The organism is Butyrivibrio sp. AE3009 (assembly GCF_000420845.1).
In the GTDB taxonomy this organism is placed as follows: Bacteria; Bacillota; Clostridia; order Lachnospirales; family Lachnospiraceae; genus Butyrivibrio.
Genome location: NZ_ATVS01000027.1, coordinates 25,717 through 50,678 on the forward strand (window position 1 = coordinate 25,717; position 24,962 = coordinate 50,678).

At 45.8% G+C, this 24,962-nt stretch carries 18 protein-coding genes and 2 tRNA genes; 19 read left to right on the top strand and 1 reads right to left on the bottom strand.

The genetic code is table 11. The features are described from left to right. Positions 1 to 170: 170 nt before the first annotated feature. Entirely contained in the window at positions 171 to 2,987 is a 2,817-nt protein-coding gene (locus G588_RS0113145) for a YfhO family protein (RefSeq protein ID WP_022779202.1), read from the top strand. Beyond that, entirely contained in the window at positions 2,980 to 4,641 is a 1,662-nt protein-coding gene (locus G588_RS0113150) for a hypothetical protein (RefSeq protein WP_022779203.1), read from the top strand. Before G588_RS0113145 ends, G588_RS0113150 begins: the two co-directional genes overlap by 8 nt. On the opposite strand, the gene G588_RS0113155 is transcribed toward G588_RS0113150, so the two are convergent. After that, positions 4,642 to 5,163, bottom strand: coding sequence for a QueT transporter family protein (locus G588_RS0113155; protein ID WP_022779204.1), 522 nt, complete (start codon positions 5,161 to 5,163; stop codon positions 4,642 to 4,644). It lies immediately after the preceding gene. A 66-nt stretch (positions 5,164 to 5,229) separates the two neighbouring features. Here G588_RS0113155 and G588_RS0113160 point away from each other — a divergent pair, with 66 nt between their 5' ends. The 17 genes from G588_RS0113160 (at position 5,230) to G588_RS0113240 (ending at position 24,820) form a co-directional block, all read left to right on the top strand. Continuing rightward, entirely contained in the window at positions 5,230 to 6,327 is a 1,098-nt protein-coding gene (locus G588_RS0113160; protein ID WP_022779205.1) for a hypothetical protein, read from the top strand. Between the two features lie 108 nt (positions 6,328 to 6,435). Next, positions 6,436 to 7,176, top strand: a complete 741-nt coding sequence (gene truA, locus G588_RS0113165) for a tRNA pseudouridine(38-40) synthase TruA (protein ID WP_022779206.1) — start codon at positions 6,436 to 6,438, stop codon at positions 7,174 to 7,176. A gap of 34 nt (positions 7,177 to 7,210) precedes the next feature. Further along, the gene (locus G588_RS0113170; protein WP_022779207.1) at positions 7,211 to 8,830 is read left to right on the top strand and encodes a DUF5722 domain-containing protein; all 1,620 of its coding nucleotides are present in this window, start codon (positions 7,211 to 7,213) and stop codon (positions 8,828 to 8,830) included. A gap of 13 nt (positions 8,831 to 8,843) precedes the next feature. Continuing rightward, entirely contained in the window at positions 8,844 to 10,646 is a 1,803-nt protein-coding gene (locus G588_RS0113175) for an ArnT family glycosyltransferase (protein WP_022779208.1), read from the top strand. 136 nt (positions 10,647 to 10,782) lie between these two features. Next, the gene (locus G588_RS0113180) at positions 10,783 to 11,442 is read left to right on the top strand and encodes a hypothetical protein (RefSeq protein ID WP_022779209.1); all 660 of its coding nucleotides are present in this window, start codon (positions 10,783 to 10,785) and stop codon (positions 11,440 to 11,442) included. Between the two features lie 123 nt (positions 11,443 to 11,565). Continuing rightward, positions 11,566 to 12,582, top strand: a complete 1,017-nt coding sequence (locus tag G588_RS21675) for a polysaccharide deacetylase family protein (protein WP_022779210.1) — start codon at positions 11,566 to 11,568, stop codon at positions 12,580 to 12,582. A 29-nt stretch (positions 12,583 to 12,611) separates the two neighbouring features. Continuing rightward, on the top strand, positions 12,612 to 13,553 hold the full coding sequence (locus G588_RS20275) for a polymer-forming cytoskeletal protein (protein WP_022779211.1): 942 nt from the start codon (positions 12,612 to 12,614) through the stop codon (positions 13,551 to 13,553). A 23-nt stretch (positions 13,554 to 13,576) separates the two neighbouring features. Beyond that, entirely contained in the window at positions 13,577 to 14,275 is a 699-nt protein-coding gene (gene pyrH, locus G588_RS0113195; protein WP_026668782.1) for a UMP kinase, read from the top strand. Positions 14,276 to 14,294: 19 nt separating this feature from the next. After that, the gene (gene frr / locus G588_RS0113200) at positions 14,295 to 14,846 is read left to right on the top strand and encodes a ribosome recycling factor (RefSeq protein ID WP_022779213.1); all 552 of its coding nucleotides are present in this window, start codon (positions 14,295 to 14,297) and stop codon (positions 14,844 to 14,846) included. Between the two features lie 25 nt (positions 14,847 to 14,871). Beyond that, positions 14,872 to 15,588: an isoprenyl transferase gene (locus tag G588_RS0113205; protein ID WP_022779214.1), complete on the top strand. Its 717-nt coding sequence runs from the start codon at positions 14,872 to 14,874 to the stop codon at positions 15,586 to 15,588. A gap of 20 nt (positions 15,589 to 15,608) precedes the next feature. Next, positions 15,609 to 16,430 carry a phosphatidate cytidylyltransferase gene (locus tag G588_RS0113210; RefSeq protein WP_022779215.1) on the top strand — a complete coding sequence of 274 codons (822 nt, stop codon included), beginning with the start codon at positions 15,609 to 15,611 and terminating at the stop codon, positions 16,428 to 16,430. A 135-nt stretch (positions 16,431 to 16,565) separates the two neighbouring features. Then, entirely contained in the window at positions 16,566 to 17,705 is a 1,140-nt protein-coding gene (locus G588_RS0113215; RefSeq protein WP_022779216.1) for a 1-deoxy-D-xylulose-5-phosphate reductoisomerase, read from the top strand. A gap of 16 nt (positions 17,706 to 17,721) precedes the next feature. Then, positions 17,722 to 18,774: an RIP metalloprotease RseP gene (gene rseP / locus G588_RS0113220; protein WP_022779217.1), complete on the top strand. Its 1,053-nt coding sequence runs from the start codon at positions 17,722 to 17,724 to the stop codon at positions 18,772 to 18,774. A gap of 67 nt (positions 18,775 to 18,841) precedes the next feature. Next, positions 18,842 to 19,897: a flavodoxin-dependent (E)-4-hydroxy-3-methylbut-2-enyl-diphosphate synthase gene (gene ispG, locus G588_RS0113225; RefSeq protein WP_022779218.1), complete on the top strand. Its 1,056-nt coding sequence runs from the start codon at positions 18,842 to 18,844 to the stop codon at positions 19,895 to 19,897. A gap of 15 nt (positions 19,898 to 19,912) precedes the next feature. After that, positions 19,913 to 24,481: a PolC-type DNA polymerase III gene (locus G588_RS0113230; RefSeq protein ID WP_022779219.1), complete on the top strand. Its 4,569-nt coding sequence runs from the start codon at positions 19,913 to 19,915 to the stop codon at positions 24,479 to 24,481. 101 nt (positions 24,482 to 24,582) lie between these two features. After that, positions 24,583 to 24,654: transfer RNA gene (locus G588_RS0113235), tRNA-Glu, on the top strand. 94 nt (positions 24,655 to 24,748) lie between these two features. Further along, positions 24,749 to 24,820 (top strand) — tRNA-Glu (locus G588_RS0113240). Positions 24,821 to 24,962: the final 142 nt, after the last annotated feature.

A 24,962-nucleotide genomic window follows, 5' to 3' on the forward strand; every position in this document is an offset into this window, starting at 1 on the left:
TTATGTGTTTTTTGTTTTTTGCCGTTCTATCTTGTATACAGACGGGAAAAAGAAAATGTTGCAAGGAATTAAAATTTTTTTCAAAAAATTTTTTTTACAGTTTGTGCTATACTATCAATGTGCGATTTTATGCGCTTTTTTAAGAATAATAACTTTGGGAGATTTATTTAGTGGAGAAGAAAAAGGTTTTTGACAGGCCGTACAAAGCGGCTGTTTTTTATGGTGTGTATTCGATATTGTTTGCGGGAATGATCTACGGGGTGTTCTATTACTTTTTTGCAAACAATGTTAGTTTTATCAATTCCGCCGATGCCTTCAGGCAGCATATCAAGGCCCTGGCCTATTATGCCAAGTGGATGCGAGGCGTCCTGTATCATCTGGTGAAGGAACACAGTCTGTCGATACAGACCTTCTCCTTCGGAATGGGCTACGGAACAGATATCTACCCGACGCTTCAGTATTACGCTATCGGAGATATCCTGAATCTTCCGGCAGTCTTTGTTCCCAATGAATATATATATGTATATTTTCAGGTTGTTATGATGCTGAGACCCTTCATCGCGGGCATTACCTTCTCGGCTCTTTGCTTCTACTTAAGACCGAGAGCTTCCAAGATCGGTGTGATGACAGGAATGTTCACCTACAGCTTCTGCACCTTTTTCCTGTTCCTTGGTATCTGGCATCCCTATTTTGCCAATCCGCTTATTTATCTGCCCCTTGTAATTCTTGGAGCAGAGAAGATAATCAGGGAAAATAAGTCCGGATTCTTCGCCTTTGCGATCTTCCTCGCAGGCAGCAATAACTTTTTCTTCTTCTATATGATCGTGCTCCTTACAGTGGTGTATGTCATCGTAAGAGTTGCCTTTACATATGGAGGACAGCTTAAGAAGTGGGGAGAGCTGATCCTTAAGTTCTTCGGAGCAGGTATCATCGGAAGCCTTATGGCAATGGTGATACTTCTTCCGGTAATATGTGCTTTTCCGGCCAATCCAAGAAGTAACAGCGGAATTACTTTTTCGCTTTTTTACAACAAGGAATATTATGAGCAGCTGGTAAGAAACCTGTATTCCTTTGTATATCACGGCTTCTATGATACGCAGATAGGTTTCCATGGCATCATTCTTCTGGCGGTGTTCATGCTTGTTATCAGGGTTATAACTCTTTTGGTCAAAAAAGCATCCGGCAAGGAGAATACTGAAGGAAACGCACCGCTTCAGCTCTTTGTATGCTTTTTGCTTCTTATCCTGTTTGTGTGTCTCCCGGCAGCGGGCTATGCACTTACGGCTTTTGCCTATGTTATCAACAGATGGACCTTTGCCTTTGCGCTGTGCGCAGCATTTATGATAGTTGATGTCTGGGACGACCTCTTTAATATCAAGTGGCTGCAGATGGCATCTATGGCGGTTCTTGCCCTGGCCTTTTACCTGCTGGTGAGATTTACTCACAACAGAGGCTATGAGAATGCCATGGCGGAGCTGCGACTTATGTATGTTGGACTTGCCGTAGTTCTTGTCATGGGGCTTATCAACTGCCTTGTAAGAGACAGAGAACATCTTATGCTCAAGATATCAAGGGGGACAGCGCAGGTTCTTATCCTGGCACTTTCGCTTACGGGAATTGTAATTAACGGCTATTACGGCTATTCTCCGGAGCAGGGCAATATGATCCAGGAGTATTTTAACGAGGTTACACCGGACAGCATGCATATCCTTTTGGAGAGCACCGAGGTTCAGGCGGTAAAAGAGGCAGTAGAGGTAAACGGCCGTGATCCCAACGGCTTCTACAGATATTCAGGACGTGACCTTGTATGGAACTCCTCGCTGATTGAGGGCGTATCCTCAACTCAGTTCTACTGGAGTCTTGCAAACGGCGTCGTATCCGATTATTTCAAGGAAATGGGCAACAACGATCAGCAGAATTTTGCTTACTATGCCCTTGATGACAGAGCAATACTCAATACCCTGGCGGGCGTTCGTTATTACTCACTTCGTTTCAATACGGATGAAGAGATCCGTTTTGTACCTTACAGATTCATACATCTTCATGACAGATACAACTTTGCTATTTTTGAGAACATGAACCCGCTGTCTCTTGGCTACGCTTATTACAACGTGATACCAAAGAGCGATTATGAAGCCATGACAGCCGCAGAGAGGCAGGAAGCTCTTTTGTACGGCATTGTTCTTGATGAAGATGACAAGACCTATCCGGAGGCTGAGATCTCCTACAGTTCTCAGTCAGTGCCTTTTGAGATCAGCGCAGAAGGGAATGTTACCATTGAGGATGGTAAGTGGACCGCCAAGGCGGGCTCATCCATTCACATCACCTTCAAGGGCCTTCAGAACTGCGAGACCTATTTATGGCTTGATGAGCTGTATGTGGATTCTCCAAGCGACTATCCGCTTATGAACATTCAGGCTGTTTCCGGTGAAAATGTAGTTACCACCAAGCAGATTTATTACAAAACTGAGAAGAACCAGTTCTACAGTGACTGGCACGATTATCTTCTGAACATGTGCTACGCCGAGCAACCCAAGGATGAGATGGTCATCACCTTCACTGAGGATGGAACCTACACCTTTGATGATCTCAAGATCATCTGTCAGCCTCTGGTCAATTATGAGAATCAGATCAGAATCTTAAGCCAGGATATGCTGGAAAATGTAGAGCTGTACAAGAATCCGATTTCCTATGCCACAAACAAGGTTACCGGAACCATCAACATGCAGGACAATGGTATCATGTGCCTTACGATTCCTTACTCCAAGGGCTGGACAGCCTACGTGGACGGCAAAAAGACTGAGCTTACCAAGGCCAATACAATGTTTATGGCATTAAAGCTTCCTGCGGGAAGTCATGAAATAACTCTCAAATATCACACACCGGGACTTCTTGCAGGTTTCATACTTAGTATACTGGGCCTGGCGCTTCTGATAGGTCTTATGAGAGCTGAAAAAGGTAAAAAGGCGGGAGAGAACAATGCTTAAGAAATTGAAAAATGAAAAAGTTCAGGATACGTTACTGTGGATCTTCATGGCAATAGGCGGCCTGTTTACATTATTCCTGATCTACAAAAAAGATTTCTATATGGAAAACAGCGATATCGCCTCCGACATGATCCTTGGCAAGCTCCTTAGCGCCGAGGGCGGCATCCTTAGTAGCAACTGGTTCTATTCCACGGAGCTGCACGTTGTTCATACGCAGCTTCTGTACAAGCTTCTGTTCTATATCTGGCCTGACAACTGGCTCATGGTAAGACTTGCAGCTGCTGTGGTATTTCTGGTCCTTATAGTCGCTTCCTTTATCTACATGGCTAAGGGAGCCGGACTCTACAGGGAGGGCCTGTTTGCAGCCAGCATACTTACCTGGCCCTTCGGACAGTGGTATGTCAGGATCGTAACCTTCGGCCAGTCCTATGTGACCTATTTTATCATCGCATTCTTTTCCATGGGACTGTTCTTCAGAGCGGTGAGCCCTGTGGTCAGGAAGATTTCGGATGATGAGGACAGGAAAGAAAACAGAGCGGTGCTGGCAATCCTTCTGGCAGTTCTTGCAGCGGTTTCTCTGGTAGCGGGACTTGGCGGCGTAAGACTTCTTATGATCTGCTATGCGCCATTATTTGCAACGAGCCTTCTTGGACTTCTGTATGCTCATTATTACATGTTCAAGAATAAGACCAAGTCCGGTAAGATAGCAGCAGCGGCCAACAGAGTATTTATCTCTGCGCTGGTTCCCTTTGTTTTTTCCTGCATAGGTCTATTCATAAACAGAAAGATACTTTGTGAGAAATATAACTTCCAGGATCAGTTCAGAGAGACCTGGACAAATTTTTCCTTTGACTCTATCGGTAATTGCCTGACTGATGCTCTGACACTGTTTGGATGGCATGCAAACGTTCACTTTGTGAGCTGGCAGGGAATCATCAACTGCCTGAATTTCCTGCTGATCCTTCTTTTGGTGGGAAGTATTGTGAGGACCTACAAGAGGCTCTTCAGATACAATGAGATGACACAGCTGTTCCTTCTCTTTGTGGGAACCCTTACACTTATAACTACTGTGGTTTTATCCTGCAGCAACAAGTATTACTCATATTACTGGCTTCCGGTTATTCCTTATTTCCTTCTTGTTATGGGAATTGAGTTCAAATATGAGGAGGCGGGATATTTCAGACACTATGCGCCGGTGATTGGTCTGTTCGTGGGAGTATGCATATGCACCGCAAGTATTTCGGTGTATGCTGACCCCAATCCCGATGATATCTATCAGGACTATGCTATTACAGATGCCATTGAATGGCTGAAGGAAACAGATTATACCGACGGTTTTGCGATGTTCTGGTCCAGCAACGTGGTAATGGCGCTGACTGATGGACGCATAGACATGCATACGGTAAAAGAAATTGATCATCTCGACAGCCTTGATAATGAATATCAGTGGCTTCAGAATGCAGAGCACACAAGATCCCTTCCCGAGGGCAGGTTCTTCGTGCTTGTAAGTGCAAGAGATTACGATCTTGGAAATCCTTATTCAGCAGATATATTCAAACTGTCGGACCACCTGGTGTATGGCACCGACAGCGCATATATCTACAGCTTTGAGAATATGGATGATTACATCTATTCAATATCAAATGCGCAGTGATCACTGCATGGAATCGGCATCCGGAAGGATGCCTTTTCTTTTTTCCAGGGCATGAAGAAGGATTATGCCAAGAACGTAGCAGGAGAGGACCTCTCCGGCACCTACGGTTGCTGTGAAATAACCAAGGGTTCCTTCGAATCCATATACTCTCATGAGTACCTGGGGGACGATTATCATATTTGCAACGATCGGAGGAATTGGGCAGAGCCATCTTGCCGCGGGAAAACGCTTTTTGGTGCGGCCTATGAGATATGTGCCCACAGCGCCGATGAGTGTTGCCAGGGAACCAAAGACTATATCCCAGGGAGCGCAGCCTGTAAGGATATTCGCAAGAAGACATCCCACATACAGTCCCGGAACCGCAGCTGCGGTGTAATAGGGAAGGATAGTCAGAGCTTCCGAGAATCTTAACTGAATGGCATAATTTGCAATCCCAAGGGCGTTGGCAATCAGTGTCAGAGTGATGTAAAGAGCCGCTATTACTGCAGCCTGAGTCATAAACAGAACTTTTGTGTTTTGCATTTTTTCTCCCCTTATTTGGCTAAAAAGTCATATTGATTTTTCATATCCTCTTTGTATAATACTAGCATGAAAAAAACATGGTCAATATTTAATCTTTTTAAAAAGCAGATTCCCTACCTGGGAGATTATTTCAGCGCTTCCGAGATATCAAGACTTCTTGAGGATGAAGAATTCAGTGTATATGTGACAGAAAAAGGGGAGCGCAGCAACGAGATACTGATAAGCGACAGCGGGAAATGGTTGTGTATAGCAGACCGCTATTATCCGCTGGATCTGATAGCATATTTTTCGGAACCGGCTGATGCGGTGGTGTATATAGATGGCAGAAGAATCAAGGTTCACTATGGAGAAGCAGGCTTATTGGGGCGCAGGTGTTTGAAGGAGCTATATGGTCCCCATGCCTACAGAGAGGGCAAGCACACCTTTTTCTATGTGGACAAGAATTACAGGACGGGGGAACCCTCCGTCTGGCAGTATGACCACGAATGCGTTGAGGCCTTTGAAACTCTGGGCTTCGAATCGCCCTTTTCCGAGAAATACAAGGACATACTCTTTAATCTTGAATATGATTACATGCAGAGTACTAATGCCTATTGTGAATGGCAGAAAGTTTACAATAAGTACAAAAAAGATATGAAAAAGCTTCTGAGCGCAGACTGGAGGCAGCTTCGTTATGACTGGGAGTCTGCGATGCTTAAGACGGAGTTTAGAGGCTACGATCCCAGAAAACAGCTGCGGAACGAGATCAAGAATCTTCAAAACGGAGACAATATCCTTACTGCCCTTAACAGCATGGTGCTGGATGATGCAACTCTTGGAACCATCATTTTCGGGATCAACAAGCTGGAGATCAGGGATATACGATGCATTTTTGATATTGAGGCATATACGGATCCCTTCTACGTATGCAACTGCATAAGACTTCTTAAGATGATGGGACAGCCAAGGAATATCGTGGGAATAGATTTTCTTTTTGATTGTCTGAACGATATCAAGGAGCCCTATTATGATATGGCTATGGAGCTGCTTCTTACTTTTGATGAGAAAATGCTTGTACCGGTTCTTGAAAGCAAGTTTGGAGCTGCGATTGAGGATAAGGATGTGCTCAAAATAGCAGGTCTTATGGCCTTTGCAGACAAGATACATTACAGACTTGTAGGATAATTGCATGATTTAAGAGCTGAAATAAGTTATAATGATATAGATACACATTCGCGGTATCTATATCATTTTTTTACGGAAATTACAGAAGAACAGGGAAGATGCGACGGTATGCGAAACTATAAGTTTATTATAAGCTACGACGGAACAAGGTTTTACGGATGGGAGAGGCAGCCCGGCAAGGATATGACCATTCAGGGCAAGCTCGAGGAAGTGCTTAAGAAAATGACAGGCACCACGGACATTAATCTGATTGGAGCCGGAAGGACTGACGCTGGGGTTCATGCAAGGGCAATGACTGCCAACTGCGCACTTGATACGAATATGACTGAAAGTGAGATACAGGAATATATGAACAGGTATCTCCCGGACGATATCAGCGTAAATGAGGTCAGAATCTGCGCAGACAGATTTCATGCCAGGTACAACGCCATCGGCAAGACCTATAGGTATACCTGCTGGTACGGGGCATCCAAGCCTGTTTTTGACAGAAAATATGTGACCGTTCTTGAGAAGAAGCCTGATGTGGATGAGATGCAAAAGGCTTCTGAGTATCTGATCGGAACCCATGATTTCAAGAGCTTTTGCGGCAATACCAAGATGAAGAAGTCCACGGTCAGATGCGTTGACAATATCAAGATCGAAGAGAGCGGCAATTATATCAGATTCTACTTCCATGGAAACGGATTCCTGCAGAATATGGTAAGAATACTGACAGGAACGCTCCTGGAAGTGGGCTACGGCAATATCAAGGCTGATGATATGAAGGACATTCTGGAAGCCTGTGACAGGCAGAGATCGGGCCCTACTGCAAGACCTGAGGGACTGTGCATGATGAAGGTTGATTATTGATATCGGATATTTTCATAAACAATGAGGGGTGTATATGACAAATAAGGCTATATCTGGATTACTGGCAGCGATGGCAGCTGCTTTGGCAATTGCAGCAGGAGTCTGCTGGGGCGGCATAGAGGTGCAGGCGGAAGGAAACGGCGCAGTCTCCATAGGCTCTGCAACTATTTCCGGCGAAAACGTGATCGTCACAGCAGTTACTTCTGACAATCCTGCCAGCGATGATGGTAAATACTATCTTTTTGCCGAGAAGGTTTATCAGACAGGTCCGGCGGGAGCACCTGTAGCGCAGGCGCCGATAGCCCCAAATGTATCATTTAATTTTCCTCTGGAGAGGAAAACGGTATCCTGTCATCTCTATGACAAGTTTCAGGTAGCGGTTCTTCAGGGCGGTGCGTTTGTTCCCGTCACCGGCAGCCGTTATATCACCAATCCGGAGGCTGTCTGCGGCTGGTCCATCCCAAGGAAGAATGACGGTAAAAAAGGACTGATCCTGGACGGGGCCAAGATCGGCAACGGCAATAACGAGGCTCCGACTCTCGGAGTTCAGCAGGCAGCCTACAATATCAATCTTGAGGATGTAATAGGCGGCAACGGCCAGGTTGTCTATGAATACAACGGTAAGACTTACTATTATGACTCTTCTTACCTTAGTCAGTACGACCACTGCGCAAGGACCTGTACTCAGCAGGGCATGGGGGTTACAATGGTGCTTCTCAATCCCTGGAGACAGGGGGAGGAGTTCATGATCTCTCCTTATTCCAGGGCTGGTCTTGGAAAAGCAGAGTACTACATGATGAATACCTCTGAGGATCAGGGGCTTGAGAATCTGGAGGCAGTGGTATCTTACCTGGCTTACAGATATAATGGTCAGAACGGCTTTGGCCAGGTGGACAACTGGGTTATTGCCAATGAGGTCAATGCCAAGAATGCCTGGAATCACACCGATGTATCCGATCTTATGACCTATGCCCGGCTCTATGCAAATGAGCTAAGGGTATGCTATACGGCTATTAAGAGCAGGAACGCCAATGCTTATGTATGCTGCAGCGTGGATCAGAACTGGACACACACACATAATGCTTCATATTTTTCAGCGAGGAGCTTTTTGGAGGCAATGAATGCCTGTATCTGTGCTGAGGGCAATATTGACTGGGCTCTTGCTCAGCATCCCTACAATTATCCGATGACCTGGACCAGCTTTTGGACACCAAAGGATGCCAAGGCAGCGTCAATGATACAGCACAATATCAATTCGCCTTATATTTCCATGGAAAATATTGAACAGCTGACAGATTACATGTGTCAGCCTGCCATGCTTAACACCAAGGGAGCAGTGCGCCCGATACTTCTTACGGAGGTTGGGTATTCCTCCAATCAGGGTGAGGAAGCTCAGGCGGCGGCAATTGTTTATGCTTATCAAAGAGCCGCTACCAATAGATATATAAATATGATAGTATTTAATCGTCAAACTGACATTGAAACTGAGGTTTCCCAGGGACTTCCCGTGGGGCTTACAAGACAGGACGGTTCAAGGAAGCTGGCCTTTGAATATTATCAGCAGATGAACGGCGCTAACGCCGGAGAATATATACAGCGGGCGGCAGCCTACATGGGGATAGGAGACTGGGCAGCAGCCATGAACGCCAGATAGCGGGGATGTTGGGATGAGGATTATCGATTATTACAATTATATAGCGACGGCTGCGTGCATATTGATATGTGCGGCGGCCGTTGTTATTTATGCACGGGGATACAACGCAAGGGGTAAGAAAAAAGAGAGATTTACTTGGGAAAATGGTCTTACATACCTGCTTCTTGCCGGAATAATCCTTATAGCAGCTTTTTTAAGACTCTACAAGCTTACCGCTATACCTGCGGGACTTCAGCAGGATGAGGCTTCCATTGGTTATGAAGCCTATGCGCTTGCCCGCTACGGAATAGACAGAAACGGCTATTCGTACCCGGTTTATCCCATAACCTGGGGCTGCGGCGGTGGAAGTCCGCTTCTTATCTATCTTAATATGTTTTCGGTCAGATTGTTTGGAACGGGAGTGCTGAAGCTTAGGCTTATTCCTGCAATCTGCGGTATTCTTACGGTTCTTTTGTTCTTTTTTATTCTCAGGGAAGCTTTTGGCTACGGTAAATATGAGGGCAACAGGAACGGCATCGCCCTGTTCGGGGCTTTTTTCCTTGCGGTTTGTCCCTGGCATGTTATCCTCTCAAGATGGAGTCTTGACAGCAATATCATGCCCTTTGTTCTTGCGCTTGCCACATATCTGTTCATGTTGGCTGTAAGAAAGCGCAGCAGCCTGCTGTACGTCCTTAGTGCAGCGGTATATGCCATTTGTATGTATACCTATGGATCAGCAACGATAGTTGTTCCGATCACTCTTCTTTTGGCCCTTATCTACTGCGTGAGAAAAAGAGCTATTACCATAGGGCAGCTAGTGGCTTCGGGAGTAGTTTTTCTTTTGATCTTCCTGCCGCTCCTTGTTTTCTATGGGGTTAATTATCTGGGGCTTCCGGAGATCCACACCGGCCTTTTTACCATCAACAGATTTACTTCATCAAGAAGCGAAGAAGTTTTTCTTAAGCTGGACAAGACTCTTCCTGCGCAGCTCTGGAATAATCTGGTGACGCTTATAAGGATTGTAACCTTCGGGGATGATTCTGATATGCTCTGTCATTTTATTCCGGGATATTCGACACTGCTGGAATTTACATTCCCCATCACTTTCCTTGGCATTGCTGTGTCATACAAGGAGGCAATTGAGGGCTTTGCTCTTGTTCCGAGAAAAAATAACAGCTACGAAAGAACCATGAACCTTGGACAGACCAGTGAGGATGAGAACAAGACTATCAATGTTATCTGGAATTCAACGCTGACAGCCTGCATTGTTCTATCGCTTCTCATAACCGCTGATATCAGCAGAATGGTCATGATCTTCCTGCCGCTTATATTTTATTTTGTCAAAGGCGCTGCTTTTGCGGCAGAACAGTCCAAAAAGCTGGTGGCTGTGCTTATAGTGCTTGTGTTTTTGGCCACTGCGGCCTTCACAAGGGACTATTTTAGCCTGTACAACAGCAATACCATCAGTGTGTTCATGCCAACCTACGGTGATGCCATTGGGAGAGCCTATGAGGTTGCGGGAGATGAGCGCCCTGTCTGGTCTACCTATGAGGGACTGTCTTCACCTTACATGATAGCGCTGTATTACAACGAATATGACCCGAGAAAGTTCGCAGAAACCGTGGTTTACAAGGATCCATACGCTGAATTCCGCACAGCCAGCTCCTTTGGCAATTTTACCTTTGCGGACCTTCCCGAGGATGTCCTTGATGATCAGTATTCAAGCACTGTTTTCGTGGTGGCAAGTTCAGAGCTCAGTCTTTTTGAGAAAGGCGAGGGTTATGTGACCGAAAATATGGGTGGATACTCGGTTGTCTACAGACCCCTTTCGGAGTGAAAAATTTAATAAAATTTTATAAAATTTATAAGTTGGTTATAATGCTAAAATGTGCATAAAATCTGGGCTTGAGAGCTATTTTTCTCTTCTGAAATCCGACATAATAGATATATAAAAAATTATGTCGGAGGTGCGTATGAAGAAAAGGATTTTTTCGATTTTGGCGGCTATGGGGATAGCTCTTTTTTTTACTCTCAATGCATCTGTTGCCAGGGCAGCGGATCCTTCCGTTAAGAATATCACCATTGAAAGTGAATACATGATTCCGGATGACATGGGGTGGTGCACCTACTATGTGCTTATTGCCACCAACAACACCGGTAAGGATATATCTGTAAGCGCCGATTTTACCTCCTACGACAAGGCCGGTAAGGCTTTGAACAAGGTTAATGACTATTCCGAAGCGGTCAAAAAGGGGCAGAGGTTCATACTGTACGGGCAGTTTGTGAACAGCAAGAACCCGGGACTTAAGAGCTGCAAATACGAGTTTAGTGTCAAAGAGACCGGTAACTGCACTTATTCCTCGGTTAATCTGGATGCTTCCAAGAACGGCAATTGTCTTGAAGTATCTGCAACAAATTACTCCGAGAAGGATATTCAGGGAGTAGGAGTAAGAACGGTATTTTTGAAAAATGGCAAGCCTGTTGCCTTTGACGTTGTAAACATCGCCGATACCGGCTATACCTTCCACGGAGGTAGCACCAATTCCCAGGCAATGGGAGTTAATGCCGGAGAATATGACGAATATATAATGACCTATACCTCGGCCGGAAATCTTCTGGCAGGCAATTTCTGATATTAACCTCGGAAGGTGCAAACCCTCCGAGGTTTCTTTTTAAAATCCCTTTTGGTGTTGACGAATCTATGCTATACTATCATTTGGTTACATATAATTATTGGGGGAGAGTTTGTTTTCCAGATGGCTCTAAGCAGCGGGGGTAAGAAAAAGAAAGAATACAGCGGCAGGGTCAAGAAACTGCGCAGGCTGATTGTGGCCGCAGTGGTGCTGTCCTGTCTTATACCGACCAGTATATGTCTGGTGCTGGCAGTTCGATTTGACAGACTGAGAACTGACTATGAACAGACCAAGGCCGATCTTGATTGGTACAGAGAACGCTACGGAAGCGAGATGGATATACTTTCGGAATCCGGCGCTTCTGATGAGGGATCCTTTAATGGTGTGGCACTGGCCAAGGAGCCGGAGGGTGACCCGCAGGATGTGACTGAGGGACCTGCACCGGACACGGAAGAATATGATACGGATTATGCGGTGGTTGAGATGAGCGGAGCTCAGAATCCCGAGGATATTGAGGGAACAAGATATGTGTATCTTACCTTTGATGACGGACCAAGTTCCTCCACCGATGAGATTCTTGATATTCTTGCGGAATATGACGTCAAGGCTACTTTCTTTGTCTGCGGCAAGCCCGATGCCAGATATACCGATGCCTACAAGCGCATTGTGGATGAGGGACACACTCTTGGAATGCATTCCTATAGCCACAAGTACAGCGTTATATATGATTCTCCGGAGGCCTTCAGAGCCGATCTGGAGAAACTCAGAGTTTTTCTCTATGAGACAACAGGAGTCTGGTCCAAATATTACAGATTCCCGGGAGGAAGTTCTAATTCCGTCAGCAAGGCAGATATGTCCGAACTGGCTGAATATCTCAAGGGGCAGGAAGTCACTTTTTATGACTGGAACGTCTCTGCCGGAGATGACAGATCCGGTGCCAACAAGGATACAATCTACAGCAATATAGTTAATAATATCCCGAGGTTCAAGCACTGCATCGTGCTGATGCACGATTCTGCGGACAAGAAGAGTACCGTTGAGGCTCTGCCCGGGATCATAGAGGCCATACAGGCCATGGATGACACAGTGATAGTTCCGATAACGGACGATACGTTACCGGTTCAACATATCAAATTTTAAGAAATCAGTAATGAATGGAGGATATGAAAATGGGATTTTTTTCAGAACTCAAGAGTGATCTTTCACAGGCTGTAAACACACTTATGCCTGAGGACACTTCCGAAGAAACAGCCGCTCCCGAAGAAGCTAAGAGCGAGGAGAAAAAGGAAGAGAAATCCGAGAAGGTTGATCTTGACACAATGCTTAACAGACTTGATGACATCAAGCTGGAGGACATCAAAGGGGAGGAATCTGTTGCAGCACCTGAACCAGCAATTTCTGAGGTTAAGGAACCTGAGCAGGAGACAGTATTCAACGATCCTGTATTTGACGAGCCCAAGGCCAATACCTTTGAGCCTGTAGTTGAAGAACAGACCGCAGCACAGCCTAAGGAGACAACTCCTATGAGCGCCCTGGAAGCTATCAGCAGTGGGAATGTTGATACCTACGCAAGCCAGGCAGCAGCTCCTGTTGTGGAAAATACATATAATTATGGGGGAAATGTAGCTATGGAATTTGAACAGCAGACACCTACAGATGAGACAGCTGTCATTACCGAAGGAATGGTAATCACAGGAGATTTACAGACAACAGGATCACTTGATCTTGTTGGAAAGGTGTCAGGCAATCTTAAGTGCCTTGGCAAGCTCAATGTAACAGGTGAGATCATCGGCGATTCAGATGCAGCAGAGATCTATGCAGAGTCAGCAAGAATCACAGGTGAAGTAAGATCAAGAGGCAGTGTCAAGGTTGGACAGAGCACTGTTATCGTTGGTAATATTTATGGCTCATCAGCTGTTATTGCAGGCGCTGTTAAGGGCGATATCGACGTTCACGGACCTGTAGTTCTTGATACAACAGCCATCGTTATGGGTAATATCAAGTCTCAGTCAGTTCAGATCAACAACGGTGCCGTTATCGAGGGTATGTGCTCTCAGGCTTATGCCGATGTTAATCCTTCTGAGTTCTTTGAGACTCTTAAGAACAGATAATAACAATATCAATATTGGAGTGAATGATGAGAATTTTATTAAAGCTTAGCGGTGAGGCCCTGGCAGGCCCCAAAAAGACAGGCTTCGACGAGGAAACTGTCAGAAAGGTTGCACTTCAGGTTAAACAGCTTGTGGATGGCGGCACTGAGGTAGGCATCGTTATCGGCGGTGGCAACTTCTGGCGCGGTCGCACCAGCGAGAACATCGACAGAACTAAGGCTGATCAGATCGGAATGCTTGCAACTGTAATGAACTGCATCTATGTTTCAGAGATCTTCAGAAGTGAAGGTATGATGACCAACATACTTACTCCATTCGAATGTGGCTCATTTACCAAACTTTTTTCCAAGGACAGAGCAAACAAGTATTTTGCTCACAACATGGTTGTATTCTTTGCAGGCGGCACAGGACATCCTTACTTCTCAACAGATACCGGAGTTGTCCTTAGGGCCATTGAGGTAGAGGCTGATTACATTCTTCTTGCAAAGGCAATTGACGGAGTCTATGATTCAGATCCGGCCAAGAATCCTGATGCCAAGAGATATGACAAGATATCAATTGACGAGGTTATAGCCAATAACCTTCAGGTTGTTGATATGACAGCTTCAATACTGGCAAGAGATAATAAGGTTCCCATGAGAGTATTCGCACTCCAGGAGGAAGGCAGCATTGTAAAGGCAGCAGCAGGTGATTTCGACGGAACCACCGTAACCTGTGACTGATAATTAGGAGGATAAATGTATGAACGAGAGAGTAAAAGCTTATAATGACAAAATGCAGAAGTCATTTGATTTCCTCAAGGAGGAGCTTGCATCTATCCGCGCAGGAAGAGCTAATCCTCACGTACTTGATAAGATAAAGGTTGATTATTACGGAACACCTACACCAATTCAGCAGGTAGGTAACGTTTCCATCCCTGAGGCACGTATTATTCAGATCGCACCTTGGGATAAGACTCTTATCAAGGACATTGAGAAGGCTATCATGGCTTCCGATCTTGGTATCACCCCCAGCAACGACGGCACTGTTATCAGACTTGTTTTCCCTGAGCTCACTGAGGAGCGCAGAAAACAGCTCACCAAGGACATCCGCAAGAAGGGTGAGGATGCCAAGGTTGCAGTCAGAAACGTAAGACGTGACGGCAATGATGCTTTCAAGAAGCTCAAAGGCTCCGATGTTTCTGAGGACGAGATCAACGATCTTAACGATGAACTTCAGAAGATCACTGACAAGTTCATCAAGGATATTGATGCAACCGTTGAGGAGAAGAATAAAGAGATCATGACAGTCTGATCTTGAGATTTTTAAGGACTTTAGTATGGAAGAAAATTTAAATATCCCCCAGCATGTGGCAATCATATTGGACGGTAACGGAAGGTGGGCCAAGGAAAAGGGCATGCCTCGTAACTATGGTCACATGCAGGGAGCTAAAGCCGTTGAGGACATCCTGGTAGATGCCAGGGATCTTGGTATCAAGTATCTCACGGTCTATGCTTTTTCAACTGAGAACTGGTCCAGACCTGAGGCTGAGGTTTCAGCTCTTATGACGATACTTCGCAATTACTTAAAGACCAGTATCAAGAAGTCCATGAAGAATAATGTTCGCTGTCGTGTCATCGGCGAGAGATCGGCTCTTTCCGAGGATATTCAGGCAGCTATTGCAGAGCTTGAGGAAGCTACCGCAGGTAACACCGGACTTACCTTCACCATTGCCATCAACTATGGAGGCAGGGATGAGATTACAAGAGCAGTAAGGAAGGTGGCTGCCAAGGTTCAGGGCGGTGAGATATCCGCTGATGCAATTACTGAGGAGATGATCGCACAGAACCTGGATACCAGCTTTATGCCGGATCCGGATCTTCTTATCAGAACCTGCAATGAACAGCGAATTTCCAATTATCTTTTATGGCAGTGCGCTTATACTGAGTTTTACTACACTCCTGTGGCATGGCCTGATTTCAACAAGGCTGAGCTGGTTAAGGCTATTGAGTCCTATTCCGGCAGAAACAGGAAGTTTGGCGGACTTAAAACCTAAAATAAGGCTGGTATAACAAATTGAAAACTAGAGTTATCAGTGGTGTTATAATAGCAATCGTGCTGGCTGCAGTGCTGATTCCCGGAGGGTATATATTATCGGCAACTCTTCTGGCGGTGTCCTGTATCAGTTTCTTCGAGCTGACAAGGGCGACAGGAGTGCATCAGCAAGGCAAGAAATGCAATTCCATTGAAGTGTGCGGATACATTTCTATCCTTGTTCACTACATTCAGATGATGCTGGTGAAGGATTACAGATACTATATCTTTTCCGTGATGTTTGCATTTTTCCTGATCATGGTGTGTTACGTGATAAGTTTTCCCAGATACACATCGGTTCAGGCCATGTCCACGTTTTTCTGCTTTTTATATGCGCCGGTTAACATGTCCTTCGTATATCTTTTGAGAATACGTCCCTATGGGGCCTATCTGGCATGGATTCCTTTTATTGCCTGGGTGTGCGATACCTGTGCATTCTTCGCAGGCAAGGCTTTTGGCAGGCACAAGCTGGTGCCGGTACTTTCACCCAAGAAGACGGTGGAGGGTGCCATTGGCGGAGTGCTGGGCAGCATGGCAGTGGGACTGATATTTGGATATCTTCTTTACAGGGAGATACACAATCCTAATGTATTTTATGTTCTTCTCATAATTACCTTTGTGGGCAGCATAATTTCCCAGCTGGGAGACCTGTTGGCTTCAGGTATCAAGAGGGACCACAATATCAAGGATTACGGCAAACTGATTCCGGGCCACGGCGGTATTATGGACAGATTTGACAGCGTGATTTTTGTTATACCCTGTATATACTTCCTTGCGGCAGTACTGGTGCCCATGGCGGTATAAGGACTAAATATCTGATATTTCAAGGAGAATTCTGATAGGATTCTCCTTTTTATTTTTCATGTGGATTATGGTATTATGTCTAGTGTAAATTTATGATGGATTTATTATGACCATATAATTATTCGGGAGAAATAAATGAGAAAAATAGTTCTACTTGGTTCCACAGGCTCCATAGGAACCCAGACTCTGGATGTGGTTAGAAACAACCCTTCGGAGCTTACGGTAGTGGGTCTTGCGGCTAATACAAATGCGAAAATGGTTGAAGAGCAGATAAGGGAATTTCATGTTTCCCATGCCTGCATGTTCGACGAAAAGGCTGCCCTCGATCTCAAGGAGAGGGTTAAGGATCTTGATGTTAAGATATACAGCGGAATGGAGGGACTTCTTGAACTTGTAAGTCTTCCTGAAGCTGATACAGTCCTTACAGCGGTGGTTGGAATGATAGGTATCAGACCTACGATCAGAGCTATCGAGGCAGGTAAGGACATTGCACTTGCCAACAAGGAGACTCTTGTATGCGCGGGACATATTATAATGTCGCTTGCAAGAGAGAAGGGAGTTTCCATACTTCCCGTTGACAGTGAGCACAGTGCCATCTTCCAGTCCCTTAACGGAGAACCTCGTGATAAGGTTGAGAAGATTCTTCTCACAGCCAGCGGTGGTCCCTTCAGAGGTAAGAAGATTGCAGATCTTGAGAATATGACTGCAGCTGATGCCCTGAAGCACCCCAACTGGGATATGGGACCCAAGGTTACCATAGATTCTTCATCCCTTGTCAATAAGGGACTTGAGGTTATGGAGGCCAGATGGCTCTTTGATGTAAGCCTTGATAATATTCAGGTTGTGGTTCATCCCCAGAGTATAGTGCACAGTGCGGTTCAATTCGTGGACGGGGCTGTTATAGCTCAGCTGGGCGTTCCGGATATGAAGCTGCCTATTCAGTATGCGCTTTTTTACCCGGACAGAAGACCCATGAACGAGAAGAGGCTTGATCTGTTTGAGCTTCACCAGCTTACCTTTGAAAAGCCCGATACCGATACCTTCAGAGGACTTAAGCTTGCCTTCGATGCTGCAATGCAGGGCGGCAGTATGCCCACTGTATTCAATGCTGCCAATGAGATGGCGGTCAAGAGCTTCCTTAAGGGCGACATCAGATATCTTGAGATCTATGACATGATTGAGAGAGCCATGGAGCATCACAGCCTTGTGGATAATCCTACGGTTGAGCAGATTCTTGCTGCAGAGGCAGAGACTTACGAGTATTTGGACAGATAAGGAGATACAGGCTTAAATGATAGTCAGTGTAATTATATTTTTGATCATATTCGGAGTACTGGTGGCTTCCCATGAATTCGGCCATTTCATTGTGGCCAAGTCCGGAGGCATAAGAGTAAAAGAGTTTTTTATCGGAATGGGCCCCACAATTTTCAAGAAACAAAAGGGCGATACATTATACAGCTTGAAGCTCCTTCCCATCGGTGGCGCCTGCGTCTTTGACGGTATGGACCCTGTGGAGGAGGAAAAAGAGGGACTGGATGAGCATGCCTTCAGGAATGCACCTGTGTGGAGAAGAATAGCCACACTTTTTGCAGGACCCTTTGCCAACTTTTTGATTGCATATATACTGGCAGTATTTCTTGTGAGTTTTTCTACCTGGGATTTTCCTGTCATCAACAAGATGACCGAAGATTCTGCGGCAGCTGAGGCCGGAATGCAGGTTGGAGATAAGTTCATATCTGTGGATGGAGAGAAGGTCTATATGGCCGGAGAGGTTACTCTTATTTCCCAGTTCGCAGAGGGAAGCCCCATGGAGATTGTCTATGAGAGAGACGGAGAGAGGCATACAACAACGCTTCTTCCCAAGTACAGCGATCAGGACAAGAGATATTATATGGGAATCTATCTTGGCGAATACGAGAGGGTCAAGGGCCCTGCTGCTCTTAAATATGCCTGGTATCAGGTTCGCTATTATTTCAAGACAACCTACAGAAGCCTTGCTCTTTTGGTAAAGGGCAAGCTCTCCAAGGACGATGTATCAGGTCCTGTGGGAATGGTCAAAATGGTGGATGATACCTATGAAGAGGTCAAGCCCTATGGCCTGTCAGCTGTAATTCTTACTATGCTGTCACTTACAGTTCTTTTGTCTGTGAATCTGGGAGTGATGAATCTGTTACCTATACCGGCGCTGGACGGCGGACGACTTGTATTCCAGTTTATCGAAGTGATCTTCGGCAAGCCCGTTCCTCCTGAGAAAGAGGGTTTTGTACACATGATCGGAATGGTGGCACTCTTTGGATTAATGGTGTTCATATTATTCAATGATATTACAAAGTTCACTAGGTAGGGATTGCGAGAGCTGCGAAACAGCGAAGAAATCCCGTTCTACCTTGTGTTGTGAAAAGGAGGCCGATATGGCATACAGAGATAACACTAAGGTTGTACATATAGGAGACAGGGTAATAGGCGGAGGTAATCCGATCCTTATCCAGTCCATGACCAATACAAGAACAGAGGATGTGAAGGCAACTGTGGAGCAGATCCACCGCCTTGAGGCCGCAGGCTGCGATATTATCAGATGCACCTGCCCCACAGAAGAGGCTGCCCGGGCTATCGGAGAGATCAGGAAGCAGATAAGCATTCCCCTTGTTGCAGATATTCATTTTGACTACAAGATGGCTATTGCGGCAATGGAGAACGGCGCCGACAAGATCAGGATCAACCCCGGAAACATCGGTTCAAAAGAGCGCATAGCTGCCGTTGTATCCTGTGCAAAAGAAAGAAATATCCCCATCAGAGTCGGGGTTAACAGCGGATCTCTGGAAAAGGACCTTGTAGAGAAATATCACGGAGTAACCGCTGAGGGACTGGTGGAGAGTGCTATTGATAAGATCGGAATCATAGAGGATCTTGGCTATGACAACATGGTGGTAAGTATCAAGTCCTCTAATGTTATGCTCTGCGTCAAGGCCCACGAGCTTCTTGCCAAGCAGTGCAGCTATCCGCTTCATGTTGGAATCACTGAGGCAGGCACTGTCTATGGAGGAAACATTAAGTCTTCAGTAGGACTTGGAATTATTCTGAATGAAGGTATCGGTGATACCATCAGAGTATCCCTGTCGGGAGATCCTGTTGAGGAGATCAAGACAGCCAAGATGATTCTCAGAACCCTTGATATCCGTAAGGGCGGAATCGAGGTTATCGCTTGTCCTACCTGTGGCAGAACCCGTATTGATCTGATCGGACTTGCCAATAAGGTTGAGACTCTTGTTCAGAACTACGACCTTAACATCAAGGTTGCGGTTATGGGCTGCGCAGTAAACGGCCCGGGTGAAGCCAAGGAAGCGGATATAGGAATTGCAGGCGGAGACGGAGAGGGACTTCTTATCAAACATGGTGAGATCATAAGGAAGATTCCCGAGGATCAGCTTCTTAGCGTACTTAAGGAAGAGCTGGACAATTACCGTTAAGATTTGGAGTAAGGTATGTCAAAAGATTTTTTTGAGGTATTCCCTGCGCTGACTCTTGATGCCCACACAAGGGAGATCATGGAGCAGACTGTGGTGGAGAAGGTGTCCACCACCAGGAAGCAGGATATTATTAGGATATATATTTCAAGTACCAGGCTTATCGATAAGGCCGACATTATTAAGACGGAAAACGGCATCAAGAAACAGCTTTTTGCCGGACAGGACGTGGTGATCAAGATCTACGAGAAGTTTTCACTGTCGGCTCAGTATACTCCCGAGAACCTGCTTGATATCTATAGAGAGAGCATTGAGGCAGAATTAAAAGACTATGACCATATGGAATATAGTCTTTTTCGTTCTGCCAATTTTTTGTACCCGGATCAGGATAATCTCATAATCCAGCTGGAAGACAGTGTTGTTGGACAGAAGAAAGCTCCTGACCTTATCAGGGTTTTATCCAAGATAATCAACGAAAGATGCGGCCTTGAAGTGGCTATTTCTCCGGAATTTGTCAAGGTAGAGAAGGAGAATTCCGAGCCCGATTATTCCGGTGAATCCGCCAAGATGGCCAGGAGACTCGAAGCAGTGGAAGCAGCTGCTGAGGAGAAGAAGAGACTCAAAGAGGAAAAGGCTGCTCAGAAGGCTTCAGGCAGTGCAGGCGCTGCTGCAGGTCCTTCCGAAAGCAAGGCGCCTAATGCCGATAATGCAGAGGGTGGAGAAGCCAAGCCTTCCTTCAAGGGCAAGTGGGCCGGCAAGAAGGGTGACTTTGGTGGTAGCTATAAGAGATCCGATAACCCTGACGTTATTTTCGGAAGAGATTTTGAAGAAGAGGCAATGAAGCTGGTGGATCTCGTGGGCGAACTTGGTGAAGTTGTTGTTCACGGACAGATCACAGCCTTTGACAAGAGAGATATCAGGAATGAGAAGAGCATTCTCATTTTTGACATAACGGATTTTACAGATTCCATCACGGTCAAGATGTTTGTTAAGACTGAGGATGTTCCTGAGATCTGTAAGGATATCAAGCCCGGAGCCTTTATCAAGGTTAAGGGTATTGCTGCTGTGGACAAATTTGACCATGAGCTGTCGATTCAGTCTGTGGCAGGAGTTAAGAAGATTCCCGACTTTACAACAAAGCGTGTGGACAGGGCTGAAGTTAAGCGTGTTGAGCTTCACTGTCACACCAAGATGAGTGATATGGACGGGGTTTCCGAGGTTAAGAACATCGTCAAGCAGGCCTATAAATGGGGAATGCCGGGAATTGCCATCACAGACCACGGCGTTGTTCAGGCGCTTACCGATGCCAACCATGTATGGGAGGATCTCTACGGAGCTGAGAAGAAGAGAAGGAAAGAAGCCGGCGAGCCTCCGATTGACAGACAGGATTTCTTTAAGCTGATCCTGGGTGTTGAGGCCTATCTGGTAGATGACCTCAAGGAAATTGTTGTAAATGACAAGGGGCAGCCACTGGATGATACTACCTTTGTTGTATTTGATATTGAGACCACAGGTTTTTCGCCTATTAAGAACAGAATTATCGAGATTGGCGCCGTTAAGATAAGAAACGGTGAGATCATTGACAGGTTCTCGGAGTTTATTAATCCTCAGGTGCCGATTCCCTATAGGATTGAGAAGCTGACCAGCATCAACGACGATATGGTTATGGATGCACCCACAAGGGAGGTTATTATCCCTCAGTTTGTGGAGTTCTGTAAGGATGCGGTACTGGTAGGTCATAACGTCAACTTTGATATCAGCTTCATCAACCAGAACTGTAAGGATTTGGGAATTGATGTAGACTATACCACCGTTGATACCATGTGGCTTGCAAGATACTTTTTCCCTCTTCAGGCCAAGCATACTCTGGATGCGGTAGCCAAGACCCTTAATGTAGTTCTTGATCACCACCACAGAGCGGTGGATGATGCGGAATGTACGGCGCTGATATTCAATAAGTTTGTGCCAATGCTCAAGGAGCAGAAGGCAGTTAATCTTACCGATGTGAATATCCTCGGTAAGCCCACACCCGAGATGATAAGACATCTTCGCCCCAATCACTGTATTATTCTGGCCAAGAATACATTGGGAAGGGTTAATCTCTATACCCTAGTAAGTAAGTCTCACGTAGACTACTTCAGAAGATTCCCTCTTATTCCAAAGAGCGAACTTATCAAACACAGAGAGGGACTTATTATCGGAAGTGCCTGCTGCGCAGGAGAATTGTACGGCGCTGTTGTTGAGGGACGAGCTCCCGAAGAGATCGCAAGGCTTGTGGATTTCTATGATTATCTGGAGATTCAACCCGTCGCCAACAACCACTTTATGGTGGATAACGAGAAATATGAAGACATTAACTCCGATGATGACATCAGAGCGATAAATAAAGAGATAGTAAGGCTTGGAGAACAGTTTAACAAGCCTGTTGTTGCTACCTGCGACGCCCATTTCCTTAACCCTGAGGATGAAATATACAGAACCATTATCATGGCGGGAAAAGGTATGGACGAGGAGGAACCTGCACCTTTGTACCTTAGGACCACAGAGGAAATGATGCAGGAGTTTGACTACCTGGGCGGTGACAAGGCCAAGGAGATAGTAATTGATAACACCAGGAAGATTCTGGATATGTGTGATTCCATTTCTCCGGTTCGTCCTGACAAGTGCGCTCCCGTCATTGAGAACAGTGACGAGATCCTCACCAAGATCTGCTACGACAAGGCTCATGAGATCTATGGTGAAGAGCTTCCCGAGATAGTTAAGGAGCGTCTTGAAAGAGAGCTTAATTCAATTATCAAGAACGGTTTCGCAGTTATGTACATCATTGCCCAGAAGCTGGTTTGGAAGTCCAACGAGGACGGGTATCTGGTAGGCTCCCGTGGTTCTGTAGGATCTTCTTTTGTTGCTTTCACTTCCGGTATTACGGAAGTTAACTCTCTGGCGCCTCACTATGTTTGCCCCAAGTGTAAGTATTCCGATTTTGAATCGGAAGAAGTATTGGCCTTCGGAGGTAATTCCGGATGTGATATGCCGGATAAGAGATGCCCCAAGTGCGGACATATGATGAACAAGGACGGATTTGATATTCCTTTCGAGACCTTCCTTGGATTCAAGGGAGACAAGGAGCCTGATATCGACCTTAACTTCTCCGGTGAGTATCAGTCCAAGGCCCACAAGTATACTGAGGTTATTTTCGGCTACGGTCAGACCTTCAGAGCCGGAACCATAGCATCTCTGGCTGATAAGACTGCCTACGGCTTTGTAAAAAAATATTTTGACTCCATAGGAAGCAGTAAGAGAAAGAGTGAGATCAACAGAATAGTTCAGGGCTGCACCGGAATCCGCCGCGGAACCGGCCAGCACCCCGGTGGTATCATAGTTCTTCCGGTGGGAGAGGACATCAATTCCTTCTGCCCTGTGCAGCATCCTGCCAACGATATGACTACCGCTACAATTACAACTCATTATGACTATCACTCCATCGATCATAACCTTTTGAAGCTCGATATTCTCGGACACGATGATCCGACAATGATAAGATTCCTTCAGGATTGTACCGGTCTTGATCCCAAGCTGGTGCCTCTTGATGACAAGAATGTTATGAGCCTTTTCATGAACACAACGGCTCTTAATATTTCACCTGAGCAGATTGGTGGAACAAAGCTTGGATGTCTGGGACTTCCCGAGTTTGGTACTGACTTCGCTATGCAGATGGTTATTGATGCCAAGCCCTCATCCTTGTCCCACCTTATCAGGATTTCAGGTCTTTCCCACGGTACGGACGTATGGCTTGGCAATGCTCAGACCCTTATCCAGGAAGGTAAGGCCACCATCGATACCTGTATCTGTTGTCGTGACGATATTATGATCTATCTGATCCAGAAGGGACTGGATAAATCCGAGTCCTTCAAGATCATGGAGGCAGTGCGTAAGGGTAAGGTTGCCGGTGGTAAGGAGAAGAACTGGCCCGATTGGAAAAAAGACATGATAGACCACGGCGTTCCCGACTGGTATATCTGGTCCTGCGAGAAGATCAAGTACATGTTCCCCAAGGCCCATGCTGCGGCCTACGTTATGATGGCTTGGAGAATCGCATATTTCAAGGCTTATATACCTCAGGCCTTCTATGCAGCCTGGTTCAGCATAAGAGCCAAGGCCTTCAACTATGAGCATATGTGCCAGGGAGAGAACCATCTTCATGCCATTATGAGGGACTATCAGAACAGAAAGGACGAACTGTCCAACACCGAGCAGGCAGAGTACGGTGATATGAGACTGGTTGAGGAGATGTATGAGAGAGGAATAGAATTCCTGCCCATAGATATCTTCAAGGTTAAGTCCAGAGAGTTCCAGGTAATAGGCGACAAGATCATGCCTGCCCTTAACAGTATCGGAGGCATGGGAGAGAAGGCTGCGGATCAGATCGTGGAGGCAGCCAAGGACGGACCATTCCTGTCCAAGGATGACTTCCGTCAGAGAACCAAATGTCCTCAGGGCGTAATCGACAAGATGGCGGAGATGGGACTTCTGGGAGATATTCCGGACTCCAACCAGATCAGTTTGTTTGATCTTATGCGGGCTCAGTAAGAAAAAATAAAAAAATTGAATTTTTTTCAAAAAAGTACTTGCAATAATTCCGGATATGTAATATTATAATCGAGTTGCTGCTGACATGCAGCACTTGATAAGCCTCGTTGGTCAAGCGGTTAAGACGCTGCCCTCTCACGGCAGAATCAGCGGTTCGATTCCGCTACGAGGTATTCTCAAGAGAGAAGAACTGTTTTAAAAAGTACTTGCAATTTCTTCACTCATGAGATAATATAAACAAGTCCACTTCAGTGGACAATATACCGTGCCTCGTTGGTCAAGCGGTTAAGACGCTGCCCTCTCACGGCAGAATCAGCGGTTCGATTCCGCTACGAGGTATTGAATGTTTTATAACAGCCCAACCCGATTTCCTAAGCCACTTTGGTTTAGGATTTTTTTTGTCCATTTTTCTTTTCCCATTTAGTCATATCTACTAGGTTTTCACTTTTTGCCACGATCAGGGATACCGCAATATCTCCCG